Origin of the sequence: Mucilaginibacter phenanthrenivorans, from assembly GCF_024721155.1 — a bacterium.
Taxonomy (GTDB): Bacteria; Bacteroidota; Bacteroidia; order Sphingobacteriales; family Sphingobacteriaceae; genus Mucilaginibacter; species Mucilaginibacter phenanthrenivorans.
The window spans coordinates 442,314-468,461 of sequence record NZ_JAHVAP010000006.1 but is presented as its reverse complement, the minus strand read 5'-3'; the positions used below and the strand labels follow the sequence as shown (position 1 = coordinate 468,461).

Sequence of the window (26,148 nt, the reverse complement as noted above, 5' to 3'; positions counted from 1 at the left end):
AAATCTTTCTCTCCTGTAAATCATAGTTCATTAAGGTAAGGATTTTAGGAGCCTTGCAATCTTTAAAAATAGCAGCAAATATCTCCCGCGTTATCTTAAAATCTTTTTATCCTATAAATCTTAGTTTATTTTCAATAATTACTGAAAGTTTAAAATATTGTTTATATTTGTTCTGTTATTGTAGAGACGCAATACTTTGCGTCTCTGGAAGAAGCCAGATCAGCCACAAAAACGCTGATATATTTTTTATCGATATATTTCATTAATTATTGAAAGATATGAAAACATTAGAAAACCACACGATCCTGTTTGATGGTGAATGCCCCATGTGTAAAATGTATACCAAAGCATTTGTAGATACCGGGATGCTGGATAAAGAAGGCAGGGCTCCCTACCAGGAAGAGATGGGTACTTGTCCGCTGATTGACAGGCAGCGCGCGGTGAATGAAATAGCCCTGGTTAACCAGGAAACGGGAGAGGTAACCTATGGAATAGCCAGTATCTTTAAAATCCTGGGTAATGCCTGCCCGGTATTTAAGCCGCTGTTTGCCTTTAAGCCGTTTACCTGGCTGATGAGCAAAGTTTACGCTTTTATCTCATACAACAGGAGGGTGATCATCCCGGCTGACGAAGCCGGTAACAGTTTTGCTTACCAGCCCACATTTAAAAAACATTACCGCGTGGCTTATTTGCTGTTCACCTGGTTTTGTACCGGTTATATTTTAACGGCGTATGCACATTTATTGAGCCCGGCTGTGCCGCTGGGAAATGCTTACCGCGAATACATGATTTGCGGCGGACAGATTATTTTCCAGGGCATCATCATCAGCACTTTCGCAAAAGACAAGCTTTGGGATTACCTTGGCAATATGATGACCATTTCCTTTGCCGGCAGCTTGCTGCTTTTGGTTATGCTGATATTTAGTCACCTGGTTCAGATCCCGCCATTGTTTTTTATTGTGTATTTTATGGCGACCGCCGGTTTGATGTTTTTAGAACACATCCGCAGAACGAAACTAATGCAACTGGGCTGGACGATGACCATTAGCTGGGCGTTTTACAGGGTGGCATTGTTGGCAGTAATATTCTTAACTTAATCAACCCAATCCAACCTAATCAACTCAATCAACCAAACAATGAAATACAAAAAGATAGTCCTCGCCGGAGGTAATGGTTACCTGGGCAAGGTGCTGGCTGATTATTATAAGGATAAAGCCGAAGAGGTGGTGATCATCAGTCGGCGTGAACAAGAAACGGAGCATAACATTCGCACCGTAACATGGGACGGCAAAACCCGCGGCAAATGGACCGCCGAGCTGGTAAACGCCGACATGCTGGTAAACCTGTGCGGCAAAAATGTGAATTGCCGCTATACCGAAAAAAACAAGGCAGAGATCTATGCCTCAAGATTACAGCCAACAGAATTATTGGGCGAAGTGATCCATGATCTTTTTGAGCCGCCAAAGCTTTGGATCAATATTACCTCAGCAACCATTTACCGACATGCGGAGGACCGTCCGCAGGATGAGGAAACCGGTGAGATCGGTACCGGCTTTTCTGTTGATGTATGCCGACGCTGGGAGGCCGCCTTTAACAAATTTGAAACACCAAAAACCCGGAAGGTGGCATTAAGAATGGGCATTGTGCTCGGCCGCAGCGACAGCGTTTTTCCGCGCTTGCTGAACCTGGTAAAGCTGGGCATGGGCGGCATGCAGGGCGATGGCGAACAATATGTTTCATGGGTACATGAGCACGATGTTGCCCGCACAACAGAATGGCTGATCGATCACCAGGAATTGAAGGGCGTGTTTAATTGCACCGCGCCAGTGCCTGTAAAAAATTCCGTGTTGATGCGCACCATCCGCAAAATTTATGGAATGCCATTTGGTTTGCCTGCACCTGCCTGGCTGCTGGAAATGGGTGCAGTAGTGATTCGCACCGAAACGGAATTGATCTTTAAAAGCCGGTGGGTATTGCCAAAGCGGTTATTGGAGAGCGGGTTTGTATTTGAGTATGGGGAGATTGGAGGGGCGGTGAGGGAGATATTGGGGAAGTGATTCACGTTCCCGCAGGATCTCTCGCAGAGGATCCTGCGATGGTTTGTAGAATGTTATGATCATGAGGTGATGCCGCTTATATACCTGGCAGGCGGCGCAGGTTCCCTTTCAGGAGAACCTGCGAAGACATAATTGATCTTTAAAAGCAGGTGGGTATTGCCAAAGCGGTTATTGGAGAGCGGGTTTGTATTTGAGTATGGGGAGATTGGGGGGGGCGGTGAGGGAGATATTGGGGTGAGATAGGTGCAGTGATTCTGATTCTGTCTCCGTAGGGCCTACCTGAGATGGTTTGCAGAAAACGGTTGGACATAATTACACCGCCTACATACCTAGTACATGGCACAGGTTACCTTTCGGGAGAACCTACGGAGACAGACATCAGGCTGCTAGGAATTACTTGCCGCAGAAGTTGCTTATGCTTAAGTTTAAATATCCATTGTTGTTTTAACTTAGCTCTTATCAATCATCAAGTGCCCTACACGTGTCAAAGTCCAAAATATTTTGCCGCTTGGAGAATTAATCTTCTTAACTAACCTTTGTTGCTCCAAATCATTTAAAAGAAGCTCGACTATATCGGGGGTATAAAGTAACTCTTTGGCAATCCCGTTTACACTTCTAAATTTGTAAGTATCTTTAAAAGAATTTAATATATGCTGCCTTTTTATTGTTAAATCATTATCCAAGTTAGATGACACTTCTGTGTCATAAATAATAGCTCGTGATTCAGCGTCACTATCATCCTCGTCCAAATCATTTTCGATTAACGTTTCGATTATCTGAGAGGTTTCTTTTAATAGATTTGCATTTTCATCAATATTATTGTTCGCTTTTTCTACATCATTCTTAGTTTGTTGAATTTCCTTCAAAATCTTTTCGCCTATAGAATCTATAAACCTATCGGAAAAATAACCTGCAATAAAGCAGAACCCCGCGAAAACAAAATAGTTGATACTATCATAGTTTGATTGATATTTTATAAGATTGCTAGAAAGCATATTTAGAAATAAAGGGACTAAAGTCGCCGCTCCGATGCCAGAAAAAACATATTGATACAATTTTTTATGAGGTACAATGTTTCTAAACGAATTTATAAATCCCGCAAAACCTCCAACGAATATCAACAATACGACTAAAATTATTTCATGACTATTGCATGTGTACATTTCTGCTTTTTCCATATCAGATAAGGTCTATAATCGAACTATCACTTTCAATTTCTTCATTTAGATAAAGCTTTAACGATTTCGTAAACTTGGGAACGTTCAGTTTTAACGATTTTATATGAGGCTCTAATATTTCTTTAATCTTAGCATTTGCATTTTTTGAAACTGTTAAAGTTAATGTTCTTTTTGATTGCGGGTTTAAATTGTCTCGCATAATGCCCATCCTGGCGATTGAAAAATCTGAAACAATTGCTAAAAGGCCGGATAAGATATCTAATTTGCTGTGTGTCATTGATAAATAGAAAAGCATCGACATCGAAATATTTTCACCCTTCGTGGAAGTTATGGATGATTTTAAATCATTTGTAATTTGTTCTAAAAATGGAATTGTCAAATGTTTAATTACGCCTTGTTCATCTTGTTCCACTAGTAGACTAAAAAAATTATCCTTAGTTATGAGTTCGATAATATCATAGTTTTTCAAAGAATTATAAATTTTCAAATAAGCTTCTTGTTTAGGTTTGCCTTCTAACCCAACAATATACAAACTGGAAAAATATTCTTGCAGAGACCTATGAGGAAACACATAATCAAGACCCTCTTTTTGCAAAATGCATATTGCCACTTGTAAATCATCTAATAAATGCTCATTACTAAATGTCAAATTCTTCTTATTTTCTTTTATTTTATCTAAAATGCTATTTATAAATGCTTCATCAAAAACAAAAATCTGCTTAAAGAATGAAATATAAGAAAACATCTTTAAGACCTGCTCAAACTGTTCTTTACTAAGCCCTGACTTTTTTTCTCTGTCATACGCGAGTTTTGACATACTATCATGCAGATAGTATAACGAGTCGAAAACTTGGTGATAAAAGGCACTTTTTTTAGGAGGAATATTCGAATAGGTCTGAAATGTTAAGATAAACATTGATAATAATAACGGATTACTCAAAAAAGTCATATAGGATTGGTTGCTATCTTCATTTATAGCTTCCAATATTTTTGAGGATATCTCATGCTCAGTTGTAGGTATTTGCTTTCTAACGAATTGCTCGATTTCATCGTTGTTAAGCTCGCAAACTTCAAAATTTGAAAATCCAGAAAGTAGTTCAATATTGGTATAAGGCCGCGATGTCAGTAGATAATAGTTGTTTGAATACGAGGTTGTAAAGTCATTAATTTCCTTTGTCGTCCTTTCTTTTATCGTTGAACTTAACTCATCGTACCCATCGAAGAAAAAAACAAACTCGCCGGAATTTAAAACCTTGGCTATCGTCCTTTTGTCAATATTTAGAGTTTCGCACTTGAATATTTCTTCTTCAATAAATTTTAACAACGTGCCATTGTATTTATTTAGATATCTCAACTCAATCTTAACAGGAATTTTGAAATTTATATCAGCACAATTGACAGAAAGATATTTCACAATGGTGCTTTTTCCGCTTCCTGCGGTACCTAGTAAAGTTATAAATCTATTACTGCCAAACAAATTACTGGACGAATGAGTTTCGATTCTTTCATCTCGGTGATTTTTACCATATTTTCGAATAAACAAGGGTTGATAAAACTCATTCAGCTTTACTGGCTCTGTTCTGTGTAAAATAGTCTTAGAATAATAACATCTATTATATTCCTCTGTTTCGAAATCTTTTATTCTATTGTATAGTAACGCATATACGTCTGGACTAAGCTTTAGCTTTCCTAATGCTCTTTCTATTAAGTCTTTAAACAATTCCATGGTTTATAGTCGAGGTTAGTGCAGGAAGTTTTAATAATTAAATTTATGTTAAGAAACGTGAATTCAGGTTAAGTTTTTAAATATAATAATAAAAAGCAAAAGATAAATAAATGCAGAATTCGATGGCATTATAGTTTTGGCTTAAATGCCTCCGTCTTTCTCAGAAGTATGTCCCATTTTGGCGCTAATGTAGCGCAAAAACCCAAAGAGGTGGAGTTCTTGTGACACCACGTTTAGGTAATAAAGAGGATGGTAGCCAACAACCCAATCACAAATAGCATAAAACTACAATTTGTATTATAAAATGTTACTTCGGCAACACCAATCCTCCCTCATCAAGCTAATCCCTAAATCCCCTAAATCAAAGTTCAGACAAATTTCCACCATCATTTGGTTAGCAGAATTATGATAATGATTATGCCGTTTAAATACTTGGTAAGCGGCGCAGGTTCCCTTTCAGGAGAACCTGCGAAGACAGGAGAAATAACAATTTTTTTATTGTCAAAATATTTAACAACAAAAAAATTGTCAAATAGCATTGGGCTTCCAAATCCGCCCCCAATTTCGTATCTTTGTATCAGCCGCAACCGAAGAGCTAAATCCTCTCCTACCTCCCTACAGGTTCATTCAATATTTTTCACTTTTTTAACCGTTCTTTTACTTATTTTCTGTATATTTTATTGAATTTCAATTAGTTAATAAATATTCTTCTCAGGGGTAAAACGCGTTCTTCCATCGTAATTGAAATTTTTATCAGGGGCAAAAGCAGGGTTTACCATCGTAATCAAAAATTTTATCAGGGGTAAAAACAGTTTCGCCCTGGTAATTGATTTTTTTATCAGGGGCAAAACCTCCTGCTCCATCGTAATTTAAATTTTTATCAGGGTTAAAATCAGGTTTTACCCCTGATAAAGGCGCATTTATTAGGCGCTTGGGTGTGTTTTATTAATGCACCAGGCGATTTTAACAGGGTTGATAGCTCATAAAATGCTTTCGGCCGGAGTTATAAGACTTACGAAGTTTCGCAAACTTCGTAAGTCTCTAGAAATTAAGTAAAAAAGCACCCACTATGCTTTAAAAAGCTGCATATTAACGCGTATAACCTTAGTATTTAATATAAAAATCCGTATTTTTGCAACCTCTAAAATTTGAGGTGGATGTACAAGGAATATAAGCAGTTAAACTTATCGCAGACAGGCAAGGATGTACTTGATTTCTGGAAACAGAACAGCATTTTTGAAAAGAGCATCAGCAGTCGCCCGGCAGATAACCCGTACACATTTTACGAAGGGCCGCCGAGTGCAAATGGCATGCCCGGGATTCACCACGTAATGGCGCGCGCCATAAAAGATATTTTTTGCCGCTACAAAACCCTTAAAGGGTACCAGGTAAAACGCAAGGGCGGCTGGGATACCCACGGCCTGCCTATTGAGCTGGCTGTTGAAAAGGCTTTGGGCATTACCAAGGATGATATCGGCAAAAAGATCTCGGTTAAAGATTATAACGACGCCTGCCGCAAGGAGGTGATGCGCTATACCGATATCTGGAACGACCTTACTGAAAAAATGGGTTACTGGGTTGATTTGGAAAATCCTTACATCACCTACAAAAACGAATACATTGAGTCGCTTTGGTGGATCCTGAAGGAGTTTTACGATAAAGGATTATTATACAAAGGTTATACCGTACAGCCATATTCGCCAAAATCGGGTACCGGCCTTAGCTCGCACGAGCTGAACCAGCCGGGTACTTATAAAATGGTGAAGGACACCAGTATCACCGCACAGTTTAAGCTGAAAAAAGATCAGGATTCGGAGTTTTTGTTTGAGAACATCAATTCGGACTTGTACATATTAGCCTGGACAACTACCCCATGGACCTTACCGTCAAACTGCGCACTGGCAGTTGGGGAAAAGATAGATTACGTAAAGATTGCCACCTTTAACCCTTACACTTTTGAGCCTGTTACGGTGATATTGGCTAAAGATTTAGTTGGCAAGCACTTTAAAGCCGAAGGCGAAAACGCATCGTTTGCCGATTACAAAGGCGGTGATAAGGTGATCCCATGGGAAGTAAAAGGAAATTATAAAGGGTCACAATTAGTTGGCCTGCACTACTGGCAGCTGATGCCTTATGTAACCAACGAACTGCTGGAAAAGGATGCTTTCCGCGTTATTCCTGCTGATTTTGTTACTACTGAGGATGGTACCGGCATTGTGCACACGGCATCTGTTTTTGGTGCGGATGACTTCCGGGCCTGTAAGGAAAACAACGTACCATCGGTGATGGTGAAGGATGAGTTTGGCAAGGATGTGCCGCTGGTAAACAAGCAGGGCAAATTTGTTGACGAGGTTACTGATTTTGCCGGCTACTACGTTAAGGAAGAATATTATACCAAGGAAGAACGCGAAGCGCCGGGCTTTAAAGCTACCGACGTTTTGATCTCGATCAAACTAAAGACTGAGAACAAGGCGTTCGACGTAAAAAAATACGAACACAGCTACCCGCACTCCTGGCGCAGCGATGAGCCGATATTATACTATCCGCTCGACAGCTGGTTTATCCGTACCACGGCGGTTAAGGATAAAATGGTTGAGCTGAACAAAACCATCAACTGGAAACCGGAATCGACCGGAACAGGCCGTTTTGGTAACTGGCTGGAAAATTTGGTGGATTGGAACCTTTCCCGCTCCCGTTACTGGGGTACTCCGCTGCCGATCTGGCGCGAGGAAAATGGCGGCGAGGAAAAGTGTATTGGCTCTATAGCCGATCTGGATGCCGAAATTGAAAAATCGATAGCAGCGGGTTTAATGCCGGAGGGCTTTAAACTTGATGATCTGCACCGCCCTTATGTTGATGATGTGATCTTAACTTCATCAACCGGCAAACCAATGTTCCGCGAGCCCGACCTGATTGACGTTTGGTTCGACAGCGGGGCCATGCCTTACGCACAATGGCATTTCCCGTTTGAAAATAAAGATGCGTTTAAAAATGCCTACCCGGCTGATTTTATTGCCGAAGGTGTTGACCAAACCCGCGGCTGGTTCTTTACCCTGCATGCCATTGCGGTAATGCTGAGCGAAACCAGCGATGAGGTTAAAAAGATAAATGCCGAAGTCGGCAATAAGGGCGTTGCCTTTAAAAACGTGATCTCGAACGGTTTGGTGCTGGATAAGAACGGCAACAAAATGTCGAAGCGTTTGGGCAACGGCGTTGATCCGTTTGAAACCATTGAGAAATTTGGGGCCGATGCACCGCGCTGGTACATGATCAGCAATGCGGCGCCATGGGATAACCTGAAGTTTAATGTTGATGGGATCGATGAGGTTCGCCGCAAATTCTTCGGTACACTGTACAATACCTATACATTCTTTGTGATGTATGCCAACATTGATCAATTTACTTACAGTGAAGCAGAGATCGCGATAAAAGACCGCCCGGAAATTGACCAGTGGATCATCAGCTTACTGAATACCCTGAGCAAGGAAGTTGATGCTTTTTATGCTGATTTTGAGCCTACCAAGGCCGCCCGCGCCATCCAGGATTTTGTGGATGCACATTTGAGCAACTGGTACGTGCGTTTAAGTCGCCGCCGTTTTTGGAGGTCGGATAATTCGGAAGATAAACTGTCGGCTTACCAAACGCTGTATACCTGTTTAACTACCATCGCGAAGCTGATGTCGCCAATTGCGCCTTTCTTTGCCGAGCGTTTGTATACCGATCTGAACAGCATCACCAAAAAAGAGGAATTTGAGTCGGTTCACCTGGCTTATTTCCCCGAGTACCATACTGATTTGGTGAATGAAGCTCTGGAAGAGCGGATGCAGATGGCGCAGGATATTTCTTCGCTGGTGCTGTCGCTTCGTAAAAAGGTAAGCATTAACGTAAGGCAGCCATTGAGCAAGATCTTATTGCCAATATTGGATAATAAGTTTAAAGCACAGATCGAGCAGGTAAAAGACCTGATCCTTTCTGAAACCAACATAAAGGGCATAGAATACATTACCGATACCGCGGGCTTTATCAAAAAGAAGATCAAACCAAACTTTAAGGCCCTGGGCGCTAAGGTGGGTAAGGATATGAAGATTGTTGCTGAAGCTATCGGCAACTTAGGCCAGGATGATATTGCGAAGCTGGAAAATGACGGCGATTTACTATTGCCGACCCAACATTTGATCAACCTTACCGATGTAGAGATCATTGCGGAAGATGTTCCGGGATGGCAGGTTGCAAATTTGGGAAAACTAACCGTGGCCTTGGATGTTACCATAACGGACGAACTGAAACAGGAAGGTATATCGCGTGAGCTTATCAATCGGATCCAGAATCTGCGTAAGGGGAATGAATTTGAAGTTACCGATAAGATAAATGTGAAGCTCAGTAACCACCCTTTTATTAACAAAGCCATAAATAATAATTTATCATATATTTGCGCCGAAATTTTGGCGGACCGCATTGTGCTTGATAATGAGCTTAATGAGGGTGAATTGGTTGAGATAGATGGAAATGAAATTTTGATTGCTATTAGTAAAATATAAATGAAACAAGAAAACGAAAAAACAAGGTACTCTGAATCAGACCTGCAGGAATTTAAGAGCATTATATTAGAGAAACTGCGCAGTGCAAAGGAAGAATTAAACGCCCTTGCGACTTCGCTAAGCTCGCCTAATGCAAACGGCACTGACGATACTGCCGGTACCTATAAAACACTGGAAGACGGATCGGCTACGCTGGAGAAGGAACAAATAAACCAACTGGCTGCACGCCAGAAAAAGTTTATCGAGCAGCTGGAAGCAGCTTTGGTTCGTATCGAGAACAAAACTTATGGCATTTGCCGCGAAACCGGTAAACTGATCCCTAAGGAGCGTTTACGTGCAGTACCTCATACTACCTTGAGTATGGAAGCAAAATTGAAGCAATAAATGAAGGCGGTTTATTTAAGACCTTTTTTAGTAGCTGCCTTTATTGTGTTGATTGACCAGGTTATTAAAACCTGGGTTCGAACGCATATGGATTTTAATACTGAAATCCATTTTATGGGCAGCCATGGCATGCTGCGCTATACCGAAAACAACGGCATGGCCTTTGGCTGGGAGTTAGGCGGAAAGGTTGGAAAACTGGTATTAACATTGTTCCGCATTTTGGCGGTTTGCGGTATCGGGTATGGGTTGGTTTATCTCATTCAGCATAAATACCACCGTGGATTGATCATGTGTGTGGCACTGATATTTGCCGGTGCTTTGGGTAATATTATCGACTCAACATTTTACGGTTTGCTATACCAGCATGGTCATCTTTTTGAAGGCCGGGTAGTGGATATGTTTTATTTTCCTTTAATTAAAGGCACGTATCCGTCGTGGTTTCCGGTGTGGCATGGCCAATATTTCGAATTCTTTCAACCGATATTTAACCTTGCAGATGCATCAATATCTGTCGGCGTCATCGCTATCCTGATCTTCCAGAAGCGTTATTTCAAGCACGAAGTGCCGGAAGTAAGCAGCCCGAATAGTGAGATGGAGGAAGTTTAGTTAATCAGAGGTTAGAGACTGGAGATTAGTTAAAAGGCCTTTGTTCTGAAATAGAATGACAAAAGTGGGATGTCATGGTGAGCTTAGTCGAACCATGTGGGCAAAGGCCCTCCGTACCATGGTTAGCATACGAAGAGGGCTCGTCGCACGTCGCCCTTCGACAAGCTCAGGATGACATCCCACGCGTTATTAATCTTCTCTTAACATAAACATGTTACCTTTAGGTAAATGATATTTCTAACATTTTTTATCGGGCTGATAGCAAACTTCATCGGTTACGTTCCGCCGGGAAATATTAACCTTACGCTGGTACAGATCACCATCAACCGCGGGCTTAAGCAGGCCCTGATGTTTATTATAGCATTCTCGTCTGTCGAATTCTTTTTCACCTACTTTATTATGCACGCCGATAAGTGGCTCAGCGCCGAGGTGCATTTGGATACTATTATCGATTGGGTAATGGTTGTGCTATTTGGTGTGATGGGCATAGTTACCTGGATCCACCGCAACAAACCACCCGAAACCAGCTACTCCGACCGGGAAAGCATCAGGTACGGCATCCTGCTTGGGTTTTTAAACCCCATGCAGATCCCGTTTTGGATGATAACCGGAACCTATTTAATTACCCATGAATGGATTGTTGACGGGCAGGTAGCACTGGTGATATTTAGCGTAGGTGCCGCCGCAGGTGCATTTTTAGCGCTGTTCCTGTATGCAAAGTTTGCCGAATACATCCAAAGTAAATTCGCCCTAAGCACCCGGCTGGTGAATACAAGCATTGCTGTTTTGTTTTTCGCCTTTGCGGCGTATCACATTGTGAAGCAGTGTTATTTGGTGTTTTTCAAGCATTAAGCCCCGATCTAAACAAAATTATTTCGTCAGATAGTATTCCGTGTGATTGATCGTATCGGTCAGTCGTGGGCCCCAGCAATCCGTGCATAGTTCTGTAGAAACGCTGTAAACCCTATTGTTTATAATATCGATTTTACTTCTGTCGCTATTGGCGGGCTTCAATATTAGAAGTTGATTTTTAAATGCCCATACAAAAGGTACGTCGACGCCTTCAGTGGTTCTGATCGACCCTTTTTCATCTTTTTCAAACGTAAGCGTAGGGCAACTATTTGAACTGGCACGTTCGTCCTGCTTGCACATCATCCAATCACCCAAAAGAAATCCGGCAGCCTTATTCTCTTTAGAGGGATTATTTTGGCAAGATAAAAAGACGCATACTATAAATAAGTATATCGGAAAGCATTTCATATCAAACAATTGGGGCTGCCATGATCAATGAACCATCAACTATGAGCTTTCCTGAAATTCCAAATCTTCTCCGCTCTTCTCCCTATCAACCAAAAAGATAACCCTAAAATGGCGAAGAATAACGTCTTGTTTGTATTATCCCAAAAGTATTCGAAGTATTTGGTGTAGATGGAAATGAGCAAAAAGGTGATGCCGAACTCTCGGGCGATAACATCCTTTGACTTAAGGCCGTAAAGCAGAAATCCTCCTGCAACCAAAGCAGAGATGATGCCCCAATAAAACAGGCTGATCTGCCGGATGTGCCACCAGGTATCTATGCTGCCCAGGTTACCAAAAATGCTGAGCAGCCAAAGCGACATAAACAGGTAGGTTAAACCTACCACATAGGTAAGCTCCCAAAAGCGATCAAACCATTTTCGGTTTTTAAGCAGGTAGATGGCCGCTAAACACACCATGCCGAACAGCACGAAGCGCAGCGGGTAATTCATGCCTAAGAAGTAGTCGGCCCAGTGGGTTTGATAGCCGGTTTCGGTACCGAACCAACTGCCGAGCGATACCAGCGCAAACAGCCAAATGAGCCTTGAATCCATGCGATAGGCCAATACACCATAAACAAAAATCGACAGTAAAAACAAGAGTGAATAATGACCGGAGCCCTTATCCAAAGCCTTGCCCAGGTAGGCTATACAGCAAGCGGTAAATAAAATGCCGGTAAAAATAATAGCCTCGTTGCTGAACACCTTTTCCGGGTATTTCAATTCCCAGCGCCTGCCAAAATAAAACAGGACAACCGCAGCCGCTCCTGCAATTATACTGATGGCGATATCGGGGGTATAATAAAGCCCTTTGAGCCAGTTGATCACCTTGTCGTCAATGATCAGCGAGCCAATGGCTATAAAACCACAGGCCAAAGCAATCCAGAAGGAATATTTTGCAAGCCGCATCCAGTCGAAGCCTTTTACTTCGTAAGAGGTACGCAGGTTATCAGCGAGGCCTGCATCTATTAAATGCTCGTCCTCCCAATGCTTAATAGCCTTGTTTAAAAATTCGCTTTCCTGTTTATCTAAGTTGAGTTTGGCCATGTTTTATGTTAATGGTTCATAGATCATGGGGATAGTGATCCGACGTGATGGTTTATTTGTATAACAACGTTAAAGCAAGATAGTTATTTTGAGGTGAAAAATGAATGTGGTATTTAGTGAGAAGCTCAGCGTAATAAACTTTTGTCATTGCGAGGAGGAACGACGAAGCAACCTCGTAACTATGCATATCCGCACTGTAAAGTTCGCCTTGTATAGCTACGAGGTTGCCGCGCTGCGCTCGCAATGACAATTTTTATAAGAGTTAATTATTCACTCCCCAGCAACGCTTCCACATCCAATTTATCCTTGCGGATCTGTTCCTTCAAATCATCAAGCGAATCAAATTTCATATCGTCGCGTACAAAATTGTAGAACTCCATGCGGATCTGCTGGTTGTAGATTTCCTTGTCGAAATTGAAAATATTGACTTCGATATTGCGCCTGGTACCATTAATAGTTGGGCGTGTGCCGATGTAGGCCATGCCCCAAAAGGTTTCGGCATCAACCTTAACTTTTACAGCAAAAATGCCGTCCACGGGAATCAGTTTGTACTTCTCATGGATCACGATATTGGCTGTCGGATAGCCTATGGTACGGCCAATTTGGTCGCCTCGTACCACCCTGCCAGTGATAAAGAAGGGATAACTTAAAAAGGTGTGTGCCAGCTCAATTGCGCCATTCAGTAGCGCTTCCCTGATGCGGGTTGAGCTAATCGCAACTTCGTAAATGTCCTGTTCCGGTATTTCAACCACATCAAAACCGTAAACCGGACCAAGGCGCTGCAGGTCCTCAAGTCCGCCCTGCCTGTCCTTGCCGAAGCGGTGATCATAGCCTATTACGATCTTTTTTGTGCCGATCTTGTTCACCAGCACATCGCGGATATATTCTTCAGCTGTTTGGTTAGAGAAATCGCGGGAGAAGGGGGTAATGATCAGGTGGTCGATACCAAGTTCCTCCAGCATTTCGGCCTTTTCGTCCATGGTGTTGATCATCTTGATGCTTTCATCCTCCGGGTGCAGGATCATGCGCGGATGCGGGAAAAAAGTAAGCACCACGGTTTCACCGCCAGTTTCGGCAGCAAGCGCTTTAAGGTCGGCTATTATTTTACGGTGACCGGTATGGACACCATCAAAGGTGCCGATGGTAACTACCGCGTTATTTAATCTTACAAAATCGTCGATACTGTGATAAACTTTCATTATTAATTTGCGATTACACTGATTGCAAGGCCGATTTCACCGATTTTTTGATTCGTGATATCTCCGAGCTTATAGTTTTTAAACGGATATACGTTTTACTTCACAGCTTGCGTTGCCAAAGTTTATTAATAAACCGGTTTTTACATTACTTGCTTTTAAATATGAAAGCAGTTGACCATGGAATAAATTGGGAATGTGCCCTGTTACTGATTTAAGTTCAACTATCACTTTGCCTTCGACAAAAATATCGCATCTGAATTTACCGACAAATAGATCTTTAAAAACAACATTAAATTCCTTTTCAGCAACAAAGCTTAGGTTTTCAAGTTTCAATTGATGCTCTAGTGCCCTGGCATAAATTTTTTCGACAAAGCCGGGACCTAGTAAACGATGAACTTCAAAACAACACCCGATAATTTTTCTGGTTAATTCATCAGGTTCAAAATTTTTATTGATTGGTTCGGTCATTTTAATCGGTGAAATCGTTATTCTATAATCGGTGAAATCATTTTAAATCGCGGATCGTATTCACCAGTTCCATCACCTCCCATGCGTCATCAACCTTATAATCGCCGCTGCGGGTGCGCCTTAATTTTGAAAGATAGGCACCATTATTTAAAGCCTTGCCAAAATCGTTTACGAGCGACCGAATGTAAGTGCCCTTGCTGCAAACTACCCGGAAGTGTACTTCAGGTAATGTGATTTCGGTGATCTCAAATTCAGTTATAGTAACTGTTCTTAAACGCAATTCAACCTCTTCTCCACGACGGGCTTTTTCATAAAGGCGTTCGCCATCAATTTTTATAGCTGAATGGGCGGGCGGATACTGGCCGATCTCGCCGATAAATTGCTGACAAACTGCTTTTATTTGATCTTCTGTGATATGGCTGATATCGAATTTTTGATCGGCTTCAGTTTCCATGTCGTACGATGGCGTGGTTTCACCAAGGATCATGGTGCCGGTATATTCCTTCTCCTGCGCCTGGAAGGTGTCGATCTGTTTGGTCATTTTTCCGGTGCAGATAATAAGCAGACCGGTTGCCAGCGGATCGAGCGTACCGGCGTGGCCCACTTTTAGCTTCAAGGGTTTAAATGAGTTGCGGATCTTGCCCACTACATCAAAGCTGGTCCAGTTATAGGGCTTGTTGACTAATAGTAACTGGCCTTCGGCAAATTCTTCTATATTTTTAAAAACTGATTTCACTGATTGTTTTTTGATTTCACCGATTATCGAATCATGATTAAAGGATTTTTGGGATGTATAAACGATGCTTATTTCTTTTTTTTTTATCTAAGAAATCTGTTTAATCCATTAATCCCGGTTCAGAAATATGCTCTCCTTCACCTCTGGAATAATATGATTTTCAAGCGCTTTATCGAACAGCAGTCTGATCGCCCTTCTTCCTTCGGCGCCCAAATCTACGGAATACTTATTTACATACAGCTCAATATGCTTATACATCACCTCCTCGCTCATTTCCTGGGCGTGTGAGCGGATGAATTCCAATCCTGATTTTGGATTTTCAAATGCAAACTCCACAGACCGGCGAATAACGCGGTTTACTTTATGCTGAACATCCAAAGATAAATTGCGGTTAGCCACAATGCCGCCAAGCGGGATGGCGCAGCCGGTTTCCTTTTCCCAGTAATCGCCCAGGTCGATGATCTTTTTGAGGCCCTTATTTTGATAGGTAAAGCGGTTTTCATGGATGATGAGGCCAACGTCGACGCGACCATCAAGCACGGCATCTTCAATATCTGAAAATACCAATTCAACTTTGTTGGTAGCATTCGGGAATGCCGTCCCTAATAAAAAGTTGGCGGTAGTGTATTTGCCTGGAATCCCGATCTTTAGATTTGAGACGTGAGATTTGAGATCTGAGATTAGTTTTTCAGGGTCATCTTTGCAAATTAGTAAAGGACCTACACCAAAGCCTAAAGCGCTGCCGGCATCCATCAATACATATTTATCGGCAACGTATGCGAAGGCGTGGTAACTTAATTTGGTGATGTCCAGCTCACCGCGCATGGCTTTTTGGTTAAGGGTTTCCACATCGTCATAAAATACTTCGAAGTCGAGGCCTTCGGTGTCAATTTTATGATGGATCATGGCATCAAAAATAAAGGTATCGTTAGGGCAGGGCGAAAAGCCGAGGGTTAGTTTCATTTTCTAAAAAATAATAAGCCATGTCATTGCGAGGTACGAAGCAATCGCGAACTTTGTATTACCGCTCTGTATAGCGTGCGATTGCTTCGTACCTCGCAATGACAATTTTATAAATCACGCGTACAGCTTCAAAAACTCAATGGCAAAGGTATTCAGATTTTTTATGGCGAGCCCTATGTTCCAGTTGGCGCGATTGCGTTTTTCCACATAATTTGACACAGCCCTGATCTGCATACAAGGTACATCAAATTGTTTGCAGGCATAAAACACCGCAGCGCCTTCCATGCTTTCTATTTGCGGACCTAATCGTTCGGCCACTTTTTGTATAGAGGCCTCGTTACCATGAACCGTATTTACAGTTATAGCTGTTGCCTGTGTCAGGTTGAAAGTATTAAAGAGGTTGTAAAGATCAGCGAGTTTTTTTGACGGATAATAAGTTGCTTCGCCAAAGCCCATATCAGCAATCGGCAGGAAATTAGTATCGTCTTCTGCGCCTAATTCCGCAAAGGTATCTTGAGTTATTTCGACAACATCGCCTAAAGCAATACCGCGATCAAAGCTACCGGCGATTCCCAGGTTGAGGATAAGGTCGTATTTGTTTGATGACAGATGCCTGCCGAGTGCAAATGCTGTAGCTGTCATTCCAACGCCGGTTACGAGTAGCTGGCAGTCGTAAGTTTTTCTTGAGTCTTGAGTCGAAGGTTCTGAATCTTGAGTTTCCTTTTCTTGATTCCTGGCACTTGACTCTTGATTCTTACTCCCGACTTCTGACTTCAGACTTAAGACTTCATCCTCCGTAGCCACAACAATCAATATCCGCATATTGCTTTATTTTGACCGCTAAGATAAAACATAACGCCTGCTTTTGTTTTGTATATTTGCACCATTATTTGTTATGATGATATATATTACGCGTAAAGAACATTTCAACGCGGCACACAGGATGTACCGCGAGGAGTGGAGCGAAGAGAAAAATGCCGAAGTGTTTGGCAAATGCGCCAACCCAAATTGGCACGGACACAATTACAACCTGTTTGTTACTGTAAAAGGCCAGGTTACCCATGCTACAGGCTATTTAATTGATTTGAAGGACCTGAAAGTTATTATAAACGACTACGTGATCGAAAAGCTCGACCATAAGAATATCAACAAGGATGTCCCCTTTATGGCCGGCAAAATGGCTTCCACCGAATTGCTTTGCATCGAAATCTTTAACCAGCTAAAGGCGCCAATCGAGGCACACGAAGGTGTGTTTTTGCATTCAATAAAACTATACGAAACCGAAAATAACTCTGCCGAGTATTTTGGTGATTAATCCTTAAACATGAGTAACGAAAACTATATCCACGACGAGGATGATGATATTGACGGCTACGTAAAGATTGACCGTTATAACCCCGACCTGATAGCCAGCCTGTCTACCCATTACAAAGAGGTTTTAAAACAAATAGGTGAAAAACCGGAGCGTGAAGGCTTATTGAAGACCCCCGAGCGCGTGGCCAAAGCCATGCTGTATTTAACCCAGGGCTACGACCTTGATGCAAAAGAGATCCTGAACTCGGCAATGTTTAAGGAGGATTACAGCCAGATGGTGATTGTGAAGGACATCGAAGTATACTCGATGTGCGAGCACCACATGCTGCCATTTTTTGGTAAGGCACACGTGGCGTATATTCCAAACGGGCATGTGGTTGGCTTAAGCAAGATTCCGCGTGTGGTTGACGTTTTTGCCCGTCGCTTACAGGTACAGGAACGCCTTACCAATGAGATTCGCGATTGCATCCAGGATACGCTGAACCCATGGGGTGTAGGTATAGTTATTGAGTGCCGCCACCTGTGCATGAGTATGCGCGGCGTACAAAAGCAAAATTCAGTTACCACCACATCGGCATTTACAGGTGAATTTTTAAAGGAAAAAACAAGGACGGAGTTTTTAAATCTTATCTCAGCGAAGCTGGGGTAGGTTAGTGGTCAGAGGTTGGAGATTAGAGATTAGTTTTTTAGCTTTATCTCAGATTTTCAATTTCTAACCACCTAAAAGGCAACTAATCTCTAATTAACCAGTCTCTAATCTCTAACATGAAAGCATACATTTTCCCGGGGCAAGGTGCCCAGTTTGTTGGTATGGGTAAGGACCTGTACGAAAAATCGGAACAGGCACGTGCCTTATTTGAACAAGCTAACGAAATCCTTGGCTTCCGCATTACCGACCTGATGTTTGATGGTACCGACGAGGATCTTAAACAAACCAATGTTACCCAGCCGGCCATATTTTTACATTCTGTGATATTAGCCAGTGTTTTGGGCGATGATTTTAAACCTGAAATGGCAGCAGGTCATTCCCTTGGCGAATTTTCGGCATTGGTAGCCTGTAAATCGTTATCATTTGAAGATGGTTTGCGTTTGGTGGCTGCACGTGCAAATGCTATGCAAAAAGCATGTTTGATCCAGCCATCAACCATGGCGGCTATTATAGGCCTTGATGATTTTACCGTTGAAGATATTTGCCACCGCATAAGTGATGTTGTGGTTCCGGCAAATTATAACTGTCCCGGCCAGCTGGTAATATCAGGCACTATTGCCGGTATTGATAAGGCGTGCGAATTAATGACCGAAGCAGGTGCAAAAAGAGCGTTGAAATTGAACGTCGGCGGCGCATTCCACTCACCGTTAATGGAATCTGCAAAAATTGAGCTGGAACACGCCATTGTAAACACCGAGATAAAGGAACCTATCTGCCCGATATACCAAAATATCGACGCAAAACCATATACTGATCCGGCACAAATAAAACATAATTTAATAGCGCAGTTAACCGGCCCTGTACGCTGGACACAAACTGTTAAACACATGATGGAAGACGGCGCCACCTCTTTCACCGAAGTAGGGCCGGGCAGCGTTTTGCAGGGACTGGTTAAAAAAGTTGACCGCCACATGCCAACTGAAAGCGCTGTGGTAGAATAGTCCAAGTCAATAGTCGAAAGTCTTGAGTCGTCAGTCAGATCCGTTAATTTGGACTCAGGATTAATGACTCAAGACTTTCGACTCAAAACAAAAACTTAACACGGCATTTTTGGTTACATTTGATATTATTTAAACAATCCAATTGGCTACATCCGGGAAAATACGTTTAATGCTGGCATTGCTTTGTGCCAGTCTGCTGCTGACCGCTGTTATTGTTCGCCAAACGTACACTCCTGTAAATAACCTCGATCAAACTGCAAAAATTCTTGAAGGCAACCTGCAGCAAAAGGAAGCTTACGTGAACAGTTTTATCAACGATAAGGCGAGTTATAATAAATTAAAAGATCTGCAGGATAGTCCGCATACCTCTATCGACCTGATAAAGGACTTTACTGCTGACAGGAACATCTGGTTCATCACCCTGAAAAATAACCAGCTTGATTTTTGGAGCGGTATAAAGGTGATACCGGAACTGCCCGCCACTATAAAGGAAGGATATTCCTTTCATAAGGAATCGAATGGTTATTATGAAGTGATCAGGAAAAGCGAGGGTAACTTTAGCGCCATATTTTTTATACCGGTAAAAATAAGCTATACCTTTCAAAACCCCTACCTGCAAAATACCTTCGCGCCCGATTTAACTAAGGACAATAATATTGAAATAGCGGATTTTACCGACAAAAGCGTTTACGAGATCCGAAGCACAAATAATACCTATTTATTTTCTGTTAAGATAAAACAGGGCGAAGTAAGCCATACCTTTTTTTACTACGAGATTACCATTTGGCTGCTTACCCTGCTTTGCTTTTGTATCCTGGTAAATAATGTTTGTAATTACATAGCAACAAAGGGATATGTAATAGTTTCGGTAATTACGCTTGCTGCTTTTATTGTTTTAGTACGCTGGATCAACTTATATTTTAACTGGCCCGAATTTACTTACCGGCTCGAGGTTTTTAACCCCACATTATATGCGTCGAGCTTTGCTTACCGGTCGCTTGGCGACCTGTGTATTAATATATTGGCTATCTGCTGGTTTGTAAGCTTTTTGTATTTACGGCGCCGGAGCATATTAAAGGGTACCCACAGTAAGGTTAGTGCTTATGCTATTTTAGTCACAGGTACGTTAACACTCATTATTGTATCTGCCGGGTTGCTGAATGTTTTTTATGGCCTGGTGATGAATTCAAAGATCAGTTTTGATGTAAGCAATGTGCTGAATCTTTCGCCTTTTAGCCTGCTTGGCGTTTTAATGCTTTGTTTCAGCTTCCTGATCTTTTACCTGTTATCCGAAGTTTTCTTAACCATAACTGTAAGGCTTCCGGTATCCAGCCTAAATAAGGCAGCGATACTTATTGCAGGAGTTGTGCTGGCTACTATTATAAGTGCATATTACCAGGGGTTCACCATGTTTTATTTGCTGTGGGCGGGGCTTGTGTTTACAAGGGCTTATGCCCACCGGTACAACAGCGGCAAGATAACCGCCATCTCAATGGCGATGATTATTTTAATTTGTGCGCTTATATCAGCTATAAAGCTTAATTATTTCGAATCGGTTAAGGAAAATGTAACCCGCACGGCGTTTATACAAAAGCTTGAAGTACCCGATGATGCAAATGCCGATATAGCGTTTAAGAGGGTAGAACACCAGATAATAAATGATGCTTCAATAAAACAGTATTTTACTGATAGTGTTCAAAACACCAACTATGTAAAAACCCGTTTTCAAAAATTATACTTCAACGGTTATCTTTCAAAATACGACTTTAATGTTCACGAATTTAATGATAAGGATCAACCCCTTTCGGCAGATAAAAGCTATTCGCTGACTATTTTTAAGGACCTGGTGCTATACAGCTCATTTAAGGTGTCGGACTTCTTTTACAGGGTGAATGAATCGTTTGGCTATCAAAATTATTTTGCCATTCTACCGATAGTAAAAAATGGTCAAAACCTTGGTACCATAGTTATCGAGCTAAAATCAAAACCGCTGCAAACGTTTACATCGTTCCCCGACCTGCTGGTTGACGGACAGGTAAACCTGGAGGATGAATTTAAAAACTACTCGTACGCTTTTTATATCGACAACAAGCTGATAACACAAAGCGGGCCGTACGTTTACGACCTTGAGAATACAGAATTGCAGGGAAAACTAAAGAAATACATTGAAAAAACAACGCTAAGTACCCGGTCTGAGTGGTACTTACACTTTACAAATTACAGCCACTTAATTTATAAGCCAAGCCAGCGCAATTTAATTGTGGTAAGCAAGGAGCAGAATTTACTGTTTATAGGCATCACCTCCATTACCTTCTTTTTTGTTGTATTCCTGCTTTTTAGCGTTTTGATATTGATACTCAGCTGGCTGTGGATAAGGATTAAAATATTGAACATTAAAAATAACCGGATAGGATGGAGCTTTAAACTGAACTTTGACCTGATACTTTATAAAACACGGATCCAGTTTTCAATGATATTTGCGGTGGTAGCCACCCTGGTAGCTGTGGGCTTTATCACATTCTTCTCCATAAGTACCCAATATCAAACCCAGCAAGATAAAACTATCCGTGAAAAGATAACAAGGATAGCCAGTGCGCTTGAAGCCAGCAACTACAACAAATATCTTTATGATATTAATGAAGAGAGCCAGGTTGAATTTAATGAATTTGCCAACACCTACGCCGCCGATCTTACGCTGTATGATGTTAATGGCATGGAGCTGATCAACACCCAGCCCAAAATTTATGAATTTGGATTGCAGGCCCGAAGAATGAATGCCAGGGCTTATGTGTATTTAAAGAAGTTTCAAAAGTCGGAGTTTGTTAACGATGAGATCATCGGGAAGCTAAATTACAAGGCTGTTTATGTACCCTTACGCAATGGGAACGGAACAATCGCCTATTTACAGCTGCCTTATTTTGCCAACGAGGCAGATTATAAGGAGCGGATCGGGGCGCTGTTAAACATTATGATTAACGTGTACGCGTTGATATTTATAGCGATAGGGCTTTTTGCAGTGATTATTGCACGGCAGATAACAGCCCCGTTAAGCTTCATTCAATTTAGCTTAAGCAAAACAACCTACGGCAAAAAGAATGAGCCTATTCATTGGGACCGCAATGACGAGATTGGCGCACTTGTAAAGGAATATAACAAGATGATAGCTGCGCTGGAAAACAGCGCCCAAAAGCTAGCCCAGAGCGAAAGGGAAACGGCCTGGCGCGAAATGGCCAAACAGGTTGCACATGAAATTAAAAACCCGCTAACCCCGCTAAAATTGGGCTTACAACTGCTTGATAAGTCGTGGAAGGATAAGGATCCTAAGTTTGACCAGAAGTTTGAGCGGTTTAGCAAATCATTCGTAGAGCAGATAGAAAGCCTGTCGAACATTGCGTCGGAGTTTTCGGCTTTTGCAAAAATGCCCGATACAAAATTAGAGAAGCTAAACCTGTTTGATGTACTAACCCAGGCCGTTACCATTTTTAAGCAAATGGATAATGTAAGGATCGTATACCAGGCGCCAAATAGTCCATTTATCATAAATGCCGACCGCGACCAATTGCTACGATGCTTTAACAACTTATTAAAGAATGCCATTGAAGCTGCGCCTGCTGACAGGTTTGGTGTAATTGACATAAATTATACCATAACAAACAAGAATGTGCTGCTTACCATAAAAGATAACGGCAACGGCATTCCGGAAAATTTAAGGGAGAAGATCTTCGAGCCCAACTTTACCACGAAAAGTTCAGGCACTGGCCTCGGGCTTGCCTTTGTTAAAAATTCGATTGAGAATGCAGGTGGCAAGGTTTGGTTTGAAACCCGCCTTGGCGAAGGCACTACGTTTTACTTCAGCCTGCCTTCGGCTTTGGTATAATAGTGAGGGGTTGGATTGAGTTGATTAGGTTGATTAGGTTGATTGGGTTAGATTGAGTTGATTAGGTTGGATTGAGTTGAGTTCAGTTCAGTTCAGTTCAGTTCAGTTCAGTTGCCTCGGTTTGATTGATTGGATAAAACATATTAAATGCATTAGCGGCATTGTTTTTACAACAATGCCGCTAATGCATTTTCTAAATAAGTTAACCTAATCAACCATTCACTTAATCAACCCAATCAACTAAAAGCTTACTTAAGCTCAAAACTGGTTTTACCCATAGTGTACCCATCAGCATAAAGCAAAACAGTATACGAGCCTTTTTGGAAGGCTACAGGGTTTATCCAGTCGATGGTATAGCCGCTGCCGTCATCCTTAAACTCGATGGAAGTTTTATAGGTGAATTGCAGGTCCTGACCGTCAGCATTAAATGTGCCGGAGTCTGTCCCGGTTATTAAGTTCCCTGTTGGATCAATTACCCTAACGTAGATATCATGCATTGCCTTAGCTGCAACAGCATTGCTGGCAATTGTTAAATTTATCTTGATCTTTTTAGCAACGCTCGACCGTTTGGTGTCAACCTCTTTGCCGCTGCCCTTTATTTTGTATGCAACTACATTCACGGTAGCAACCTTAAGTGCCGATGCAACCTTCACCTTGGTATCCAGGTCCTTGTTCTTTTGGGTAAGGTCGCTGTCTTTCTTAGCTGCGGTAACTAAGTTGGTCTTTAAGGTATCCCTTTCGGTAGCTAATGATTGGTTTTGTTTCTTAAGCTCCTCAATATCAGCAGTGTATTTTGTTACAAAGTAGCGCAGTTGTTTAACATCCTCCTGTGCTTTTGCAAGTTCGGCTACGGTTAACTTGCCTTTTGCAAGTTCGGTACGTAAAACCTTTATCTTGGCCTTCAGCGAATCATTTTTGGCCTGCAAGCTTGCCGACATCCTTGTTTTGCCAACATTCACCTGTTCAATTTGTGCTTCAAGACTGTCGAGTTCGGTTTGCAGCCTGGTTTTTTCGCTGTCCTGGTATACTATCCGGGTGTCAGATTTATTTTTTTGAAAATACAGGTAAATGTCTGTAGCAAATAATGCCAAAATCATCACAATCAGGAAATATACAAGATTGGAATTTTTTCTTGGCGCCTGGCTTGGTTGGTTCTCCATAACAATTAATGTTTTAAGTTTTCAATAATAGTTAAATGTTTGCCGGTTTTCTAACATTTTAATGTTGCAACTTGTTTTATTTGATTTAAAAACATTGGTTGCGGCAAATTAATTATTGATCTGGTCCATTCAAAAAAATATAAAGTTTGAAAACAATAACGCAGAAGTTGCCTTAATTGATATAATAATAAGTTATAGCTGGGTTAAAATTAAGCAGAATATGATTAAAACACAAAATACGGTCAATTATTATTCACTATACTAAAACCGCTAAGCCATGAGTTTATATCTTTGCAGCTTTTAATAAATTGTTTAATGCGCATCTACCGGTTAGTGATTTTTCTGTTCTTAACTTTTACAATCTGCATAAAGGCCAGGGCGCAACCTCAGCACAAAATAGAATCGTTGCCCGTAGACAGCGGCCCGATTTCTATTCCTGATACACTCGACCCTAAACGCGAGTTCAGGGGGGTTTGGATCGCCACCGTCGAAAATATCGACTGGCCAAGCAAGCCGGGATTACCCACAGATCAGCAGAAAAGAGAACTGATAGACAGGCTGAACGCTCATCAACAAGAAGGCATCAACGCCGTAATGTTCCAGATAAGGCCGGCTGCAGATGCGTTGTACGCCAAAAGCCGTGAGCCCTGGTCAAAATGGCTCACCGGCAAACAAGGAACGCCTCCCAATCCTGCTTACGACCCACTTGAATTTGCAATTAACGAGGCGCACAAACGCGGAATGGAGCTGCATGCCTGGTTTAATCCCTACAGGGCCACTAATGATGGCAAGTTCGCATTAATAAGTCCTTCACACATAACGCGGATAAAACCTGAGTGGTTTTTTACCTATGGCGGCATTAAATTGTTTAATCCCGGCATTCCCGAAGTGCGCGATTATATTGTTAAGGTGTTTTTAGATGTGGTTGATAATTATGATATAGACGGGGTGCACCTGGATGATTATTTTTATCCGTACCAGATTGACGGGCAGCATATAGACGATGCCGACGCCTTTAAGAAATACGGAACGAGCTATGCCGACATAAGGGACTGGCGTCGTCATAACGTGGATACCCTGATTGAAATGCTGAGCGACAGTATTCAAAAACATAAGCCCCGGGTTAAATTTGGGGTAAGCCCGTTTGGCATTTGGGCCAATAAATACCAGAATCCCGACGGAACCGATACCCATGGGGGCTCATCCTATTATGAACTTTTTGCCGATTCGCGCAAATGGATCAAGGAAGGCTGGGTTGACTATATAAACCCACAATTATACTGGCCGATTGATGACCGTTCTGCAGCATTTAATAAACTGTTGGATTGGTGGAGCGACAATACCTATGGCAGGCATTTGTATATAGGCATGGGCGCCTATCGCATTAACGAGGCGCGGCGGGGCAAGTTTAAGGACCCGGCGCAGATGCCTGCTCAAATAAAATATCTGCGTAAAAATCCGCGGGTGCAGGGCAGCGTTTATTTTAGTTCAAACTCGTTGTTGAAAAACCCGCTGGGCTTTACAGATTCGCTTAAACAAACGTACTACAGGCATCCTGCATTGCCGCCGGTTATGCTTTGGCTGGATTCTATCCCACCTAATGCGCCTGTGAATTTTACTGCAACGCCAACAATAAAAGGAGTAGAGTTAAGATGGGGTACCCCGGCGCCCGCAAAGGACCTTGAGCCCGTTTACGGCTACGTGATTTATCGGTTTGAGGGCACTGAAAAGGTGAACTTAAACGACCCGGCGCACATCATCCACATACAATATAACAACAATACTTTTTTTACGGATGATAAGGTAAAAAGAGGGAAAACGTATTTATATGTGGTAACGGCCCTTGACAGGCTTAAGAATGAAAGCGAACCGTCGCCTACCATCGCTGCTATTTTAAATAATAAAGGAGTTTTGTAAGGAGATAAAAAATAATTATTACATTTACGAAAC

21 protein-coding genes are annotated in these 26,148 nt (G+C 41.9%); 12 read left to right on the top strand and 9 right to left on the bottom strand.

Annotated features, from left to right (window positions below):
* Positions 1–278: 278 nt before the first annotated feature.
* The 3 genes from KXD93_RS17470 (at position 279) to KXD93_RS30640 (ending at position 2,300) form a co-directional block, all read left to right on the top strand.
* Positions 279–1,097: a DCC1-like thiol-disulfide oxidoreductase family protein gene (locus tag KXD93_RS17470; RefSeq protein WP_258138589.1), complete on the top strand. Its 819-nt coding sequence runs from the start codon at positions 279–281 to the stop codon at positions 1,095–1,097.
* Positions 1,098–1,136: 39 nt separating this feature from the next.
* Positions 1,137–2,057: a TIGR01777 family oxidoreductase gene (locus tag KXD93_RS17465; RefSeq protein WP_258138587.1), complete on the top strand. Its 921-nt coding sequence runs from the start codon at positions 1,137–1,139 to the stop codon at positions 2,055–2,057.
* A gap of 132 nt (positions 2,058–2,189) precedes the next feature.
* Positions 2,190–2,300, top strand: a complete 111-nt coding sequence (locus tag KXD93_RS30640; protein WP_373417363.1) for a DUF1731 domain-containing protein — start codon at positions 2,190–2,192, stop codon at positions 2,298–2,300.
* A 206-nt stretch (positions 2,301–2,506) separates the two neighbouring features.
* Here the strand turns inward: KXD93_RS30640 and KXD93_RS17460 are convergent, their stop codons facing one another.
* The gene (locus tag KXD93_RS17460) at positions 2,507–3,235 is read right to left on the bottom strand and encodes a YEATS-associated helix-containing protein (RefSeq protein WP_258138586.1); all 729 of its coding nucleotides are present in this window, start codon (positions 3,233–3,235) and stop codon (positions 2,507–2,509) included.
* 1 nt (position 3,236) lies between these two features.
* On the bottom strand, positions 3,237–4,961 hold the full coding sequence (locus KXD93_RS17455; RefSeq protein WP_258138585.1) for an NACHT domain-containing protein: 1,725 nt from the start codon (positions 4,959–4,961) through the stop codon (positions 3,237–3,239).
* A 1,157-nt stretch (positions 4,962–6,118) separates the two neighbouring features.
* Here KXD93_RS17455 and ileS point away from each other — a divergent pair.
* The 4 genes from ileS to KXD93_RS17435 all read left to right on the top strand — a co-directional run bounded on the left by ileS (position 6,119) and on the right by KXD93_RS17435 (position 11,341).
* Positions 6,119–9,499: an isoleucine--tRNA ligase gene (ileS, locus tag KXD93_RS17450; protein ID WP_258138584.1), complete on the top strand. Its 3,381-nt coding sequence runs from the start codon at positions 6,119–6,121 to the stop codon at positions 9,497–9,499.
* Positions 9,500–9,883 (top strand): TraR/DksA family transcriptional regulator, encoded by a 384-nt coding sequence (locus tag KXD93_RS17445; RefSeq protein ID WP_258138583.1) that lies wholly within the window; start codon positions 9,500–9,502, stop codon positions 9,881–9,883.
* Positions 9,884–10,489: a lipoprotein signal peptidase gene (locus tag KXD93_RS17440; RefSeq protein WP_258138582.1), complete on the top strand. Its 606-nt coding sequence runs from the start codon at positions 9,884–9,886 to the stop codon at positions 10,487–10,489.
* A 228-nt stretch (positions 10,490–10,717) separates the two neighbouring features.
* Entirely contained in the window at positions 10,718–11,341 is a 624-nt protein-coding gene (locus KXD93_RS17435) for a LysE family transporter (protein WP_258138581.1), read from the top strand.
* A gap of 443 nt (positions 11,342–11,784) precedes the next feature.
* Here the strand turns inward: KXD93_RS17435 and KXD93_RS17430 are convergent, their stop codons facing one another.
* From KXD93_RS17430 to mqnB, 6 genes are all read right to left on the bottom strand, one after another.
* Entirely contained in the window at positions 11,785–12,831 is a 1,047-nt protein-coding gene (locus KXD93_RS17430; RefSeq protein WP_258138580.1) for a DUF2157 domain-containing protein, read from the bottom strand.
* Positions 12,832–13,097: 266 nt separating this feature from the next.
* The gene (locus tag KXD93_RS17425) at positions 13,098–14,030 is read right to left on the bottom strand and encodes a bifunctional riboflavin kinase/FAD synthetase (protein ID WP_258138579.1); all 933 of its coding nucleotides are present in this window, start codon (positions 14,028–14,030) and stop codon (positions 13,098–13,100) included.
* Between the two features lie 78 nt (positions 14,031–14,108).
* Positions 14,109–14,498, bottom strand: coding sequence for a GxxExxY protein (locus tag KXD93_RS17420; RefSeq protein WP_258138578.1), 390 nt, complete (start codon positions 14,496–14,498; stop codon positions 14,109–14,111).
* Between the two features lie 37 nt (positions 14,499–14,535).
* A complete protein-coding gene (truB, locus tag KXD93_RS17415) occupies positions 14,536–15,234 on the bottom strand; it encodes a tRNA pseudouridine(55) synthase TruB (protein ID WP_258138577.1) in 699 nt (232 codons plus the stop codon).
* 108 nt (positions 15,235–15,342) lie between these two features.
* Positions 15,343–16,197, bottom strand: coding sequence for a menaquinone biosynthesis family protein (locus KXD93_RS17410; RefSeq protein WP_258138576.1), 855 nt, complete (start codon positions 16,195–16,197; stop codon positions 15,343–15,345).
* 114 nt (positions 16,198–16,311) lie between these two features.
* Positions 16,312–17,019: a futalosine hydrolase gene (gene mqnB / locus KXD93_RS17405; RefSeq protein ID WP_258138575.1), complete on the bottom strand. Its 708-nt coding sequence runs from the start codon at positions 17,017–17,019 to the stop codon at positions 16,312–16,314.
* A 76-nt stretch (positions 17,020–17,095) separates the two neighbouring features.
* Between mqnB and KXD93_RS17400 the strand changes: the two genes are divergently transcribed.
* From KXD93_RS17400 to KXD93_RS17385, 4 genes are all read left to right on the top strand, one after another.
* Positions 17,096–17,512, top strand: coding sequence for a 6-pyruvoyl trahydropterin synthase family protein (locus KXD93_RS17400; protein WP_258138615.1), 417 nt, complete (start codon positions 17,096–17,098; stop codon positions 17,510–17,512).
* A 9-nt stretch (positions 17,513–17,521) separates the two neighbouring features.
* Positions 17,522–18,160 carry a GTP cyclohydrolase I FolE gene (folE, locus tag KXD93_RS17395; RefSeq protein ID WP_258138574.1) on the top strand — a complete coding sequence of 213 codons (639 nt, stop codon included), beginning with the start codon at positions 17,522–17,524 and terminating at the stop codon, positions 18,158–18,160.
* Positions 18,161–18,276: 116 nt separating this feature from the next.
* Positions 18,277–19,161: an ACP S-malonyltransferase gene (fabD, locus tag KXD93_RS17390; RefSeq protein ID WP_258138573.1), complete on the top strand. Its 885-nt coding sequence runs from the start codon at positions 18,277–18,279 to the stop codon at positions 19,159–19,161.
* 142 nt (positions 19,162–19,303) lie between these two features.
* Entirely contained in the window at positions 19,304–23,038 is a 3,735-nt protein-coding gene (locus KXD93_RS17385) for an ATP-binding protein (RefSeq protein WP_258138572.1), read from the top strand.
* A 248-nt stretch (positions 23,039–23,286) separates the two neighbouring features.
* On the opposite strand, the gene KXD93_RS17380 is transcribed toward KXD93_RS17385, so the two are convergent.
* Positions 23,287–24,198, bottom strand: a complete 912-nt coding sequence (locus KXD93_RS17380) for a DUF8428 domain-containing protein (protein ID WP_258138571.1) — start codon at positions 24,196–24,198, stop codon at positions 23,287–23,289.
* A 405-nt stretch (positions 24,199–24,603) separates the two neighbouring features.
* On the opposite strand from KXD93_RS17380, the gene KXD93_RS17375 reads away from it, so the two are divergent.
* Entirely contained in the window at positions 24,604–26,115 is a 1,512-nt protein-coding gene (locus KXD93_RS17375; protein ID WP_258138570.1) for a glycoside hydrolase family 10-like protein, read from the top strand.
* Positions 26,116–26,148 lie beyond the last annotated feature (33 nt).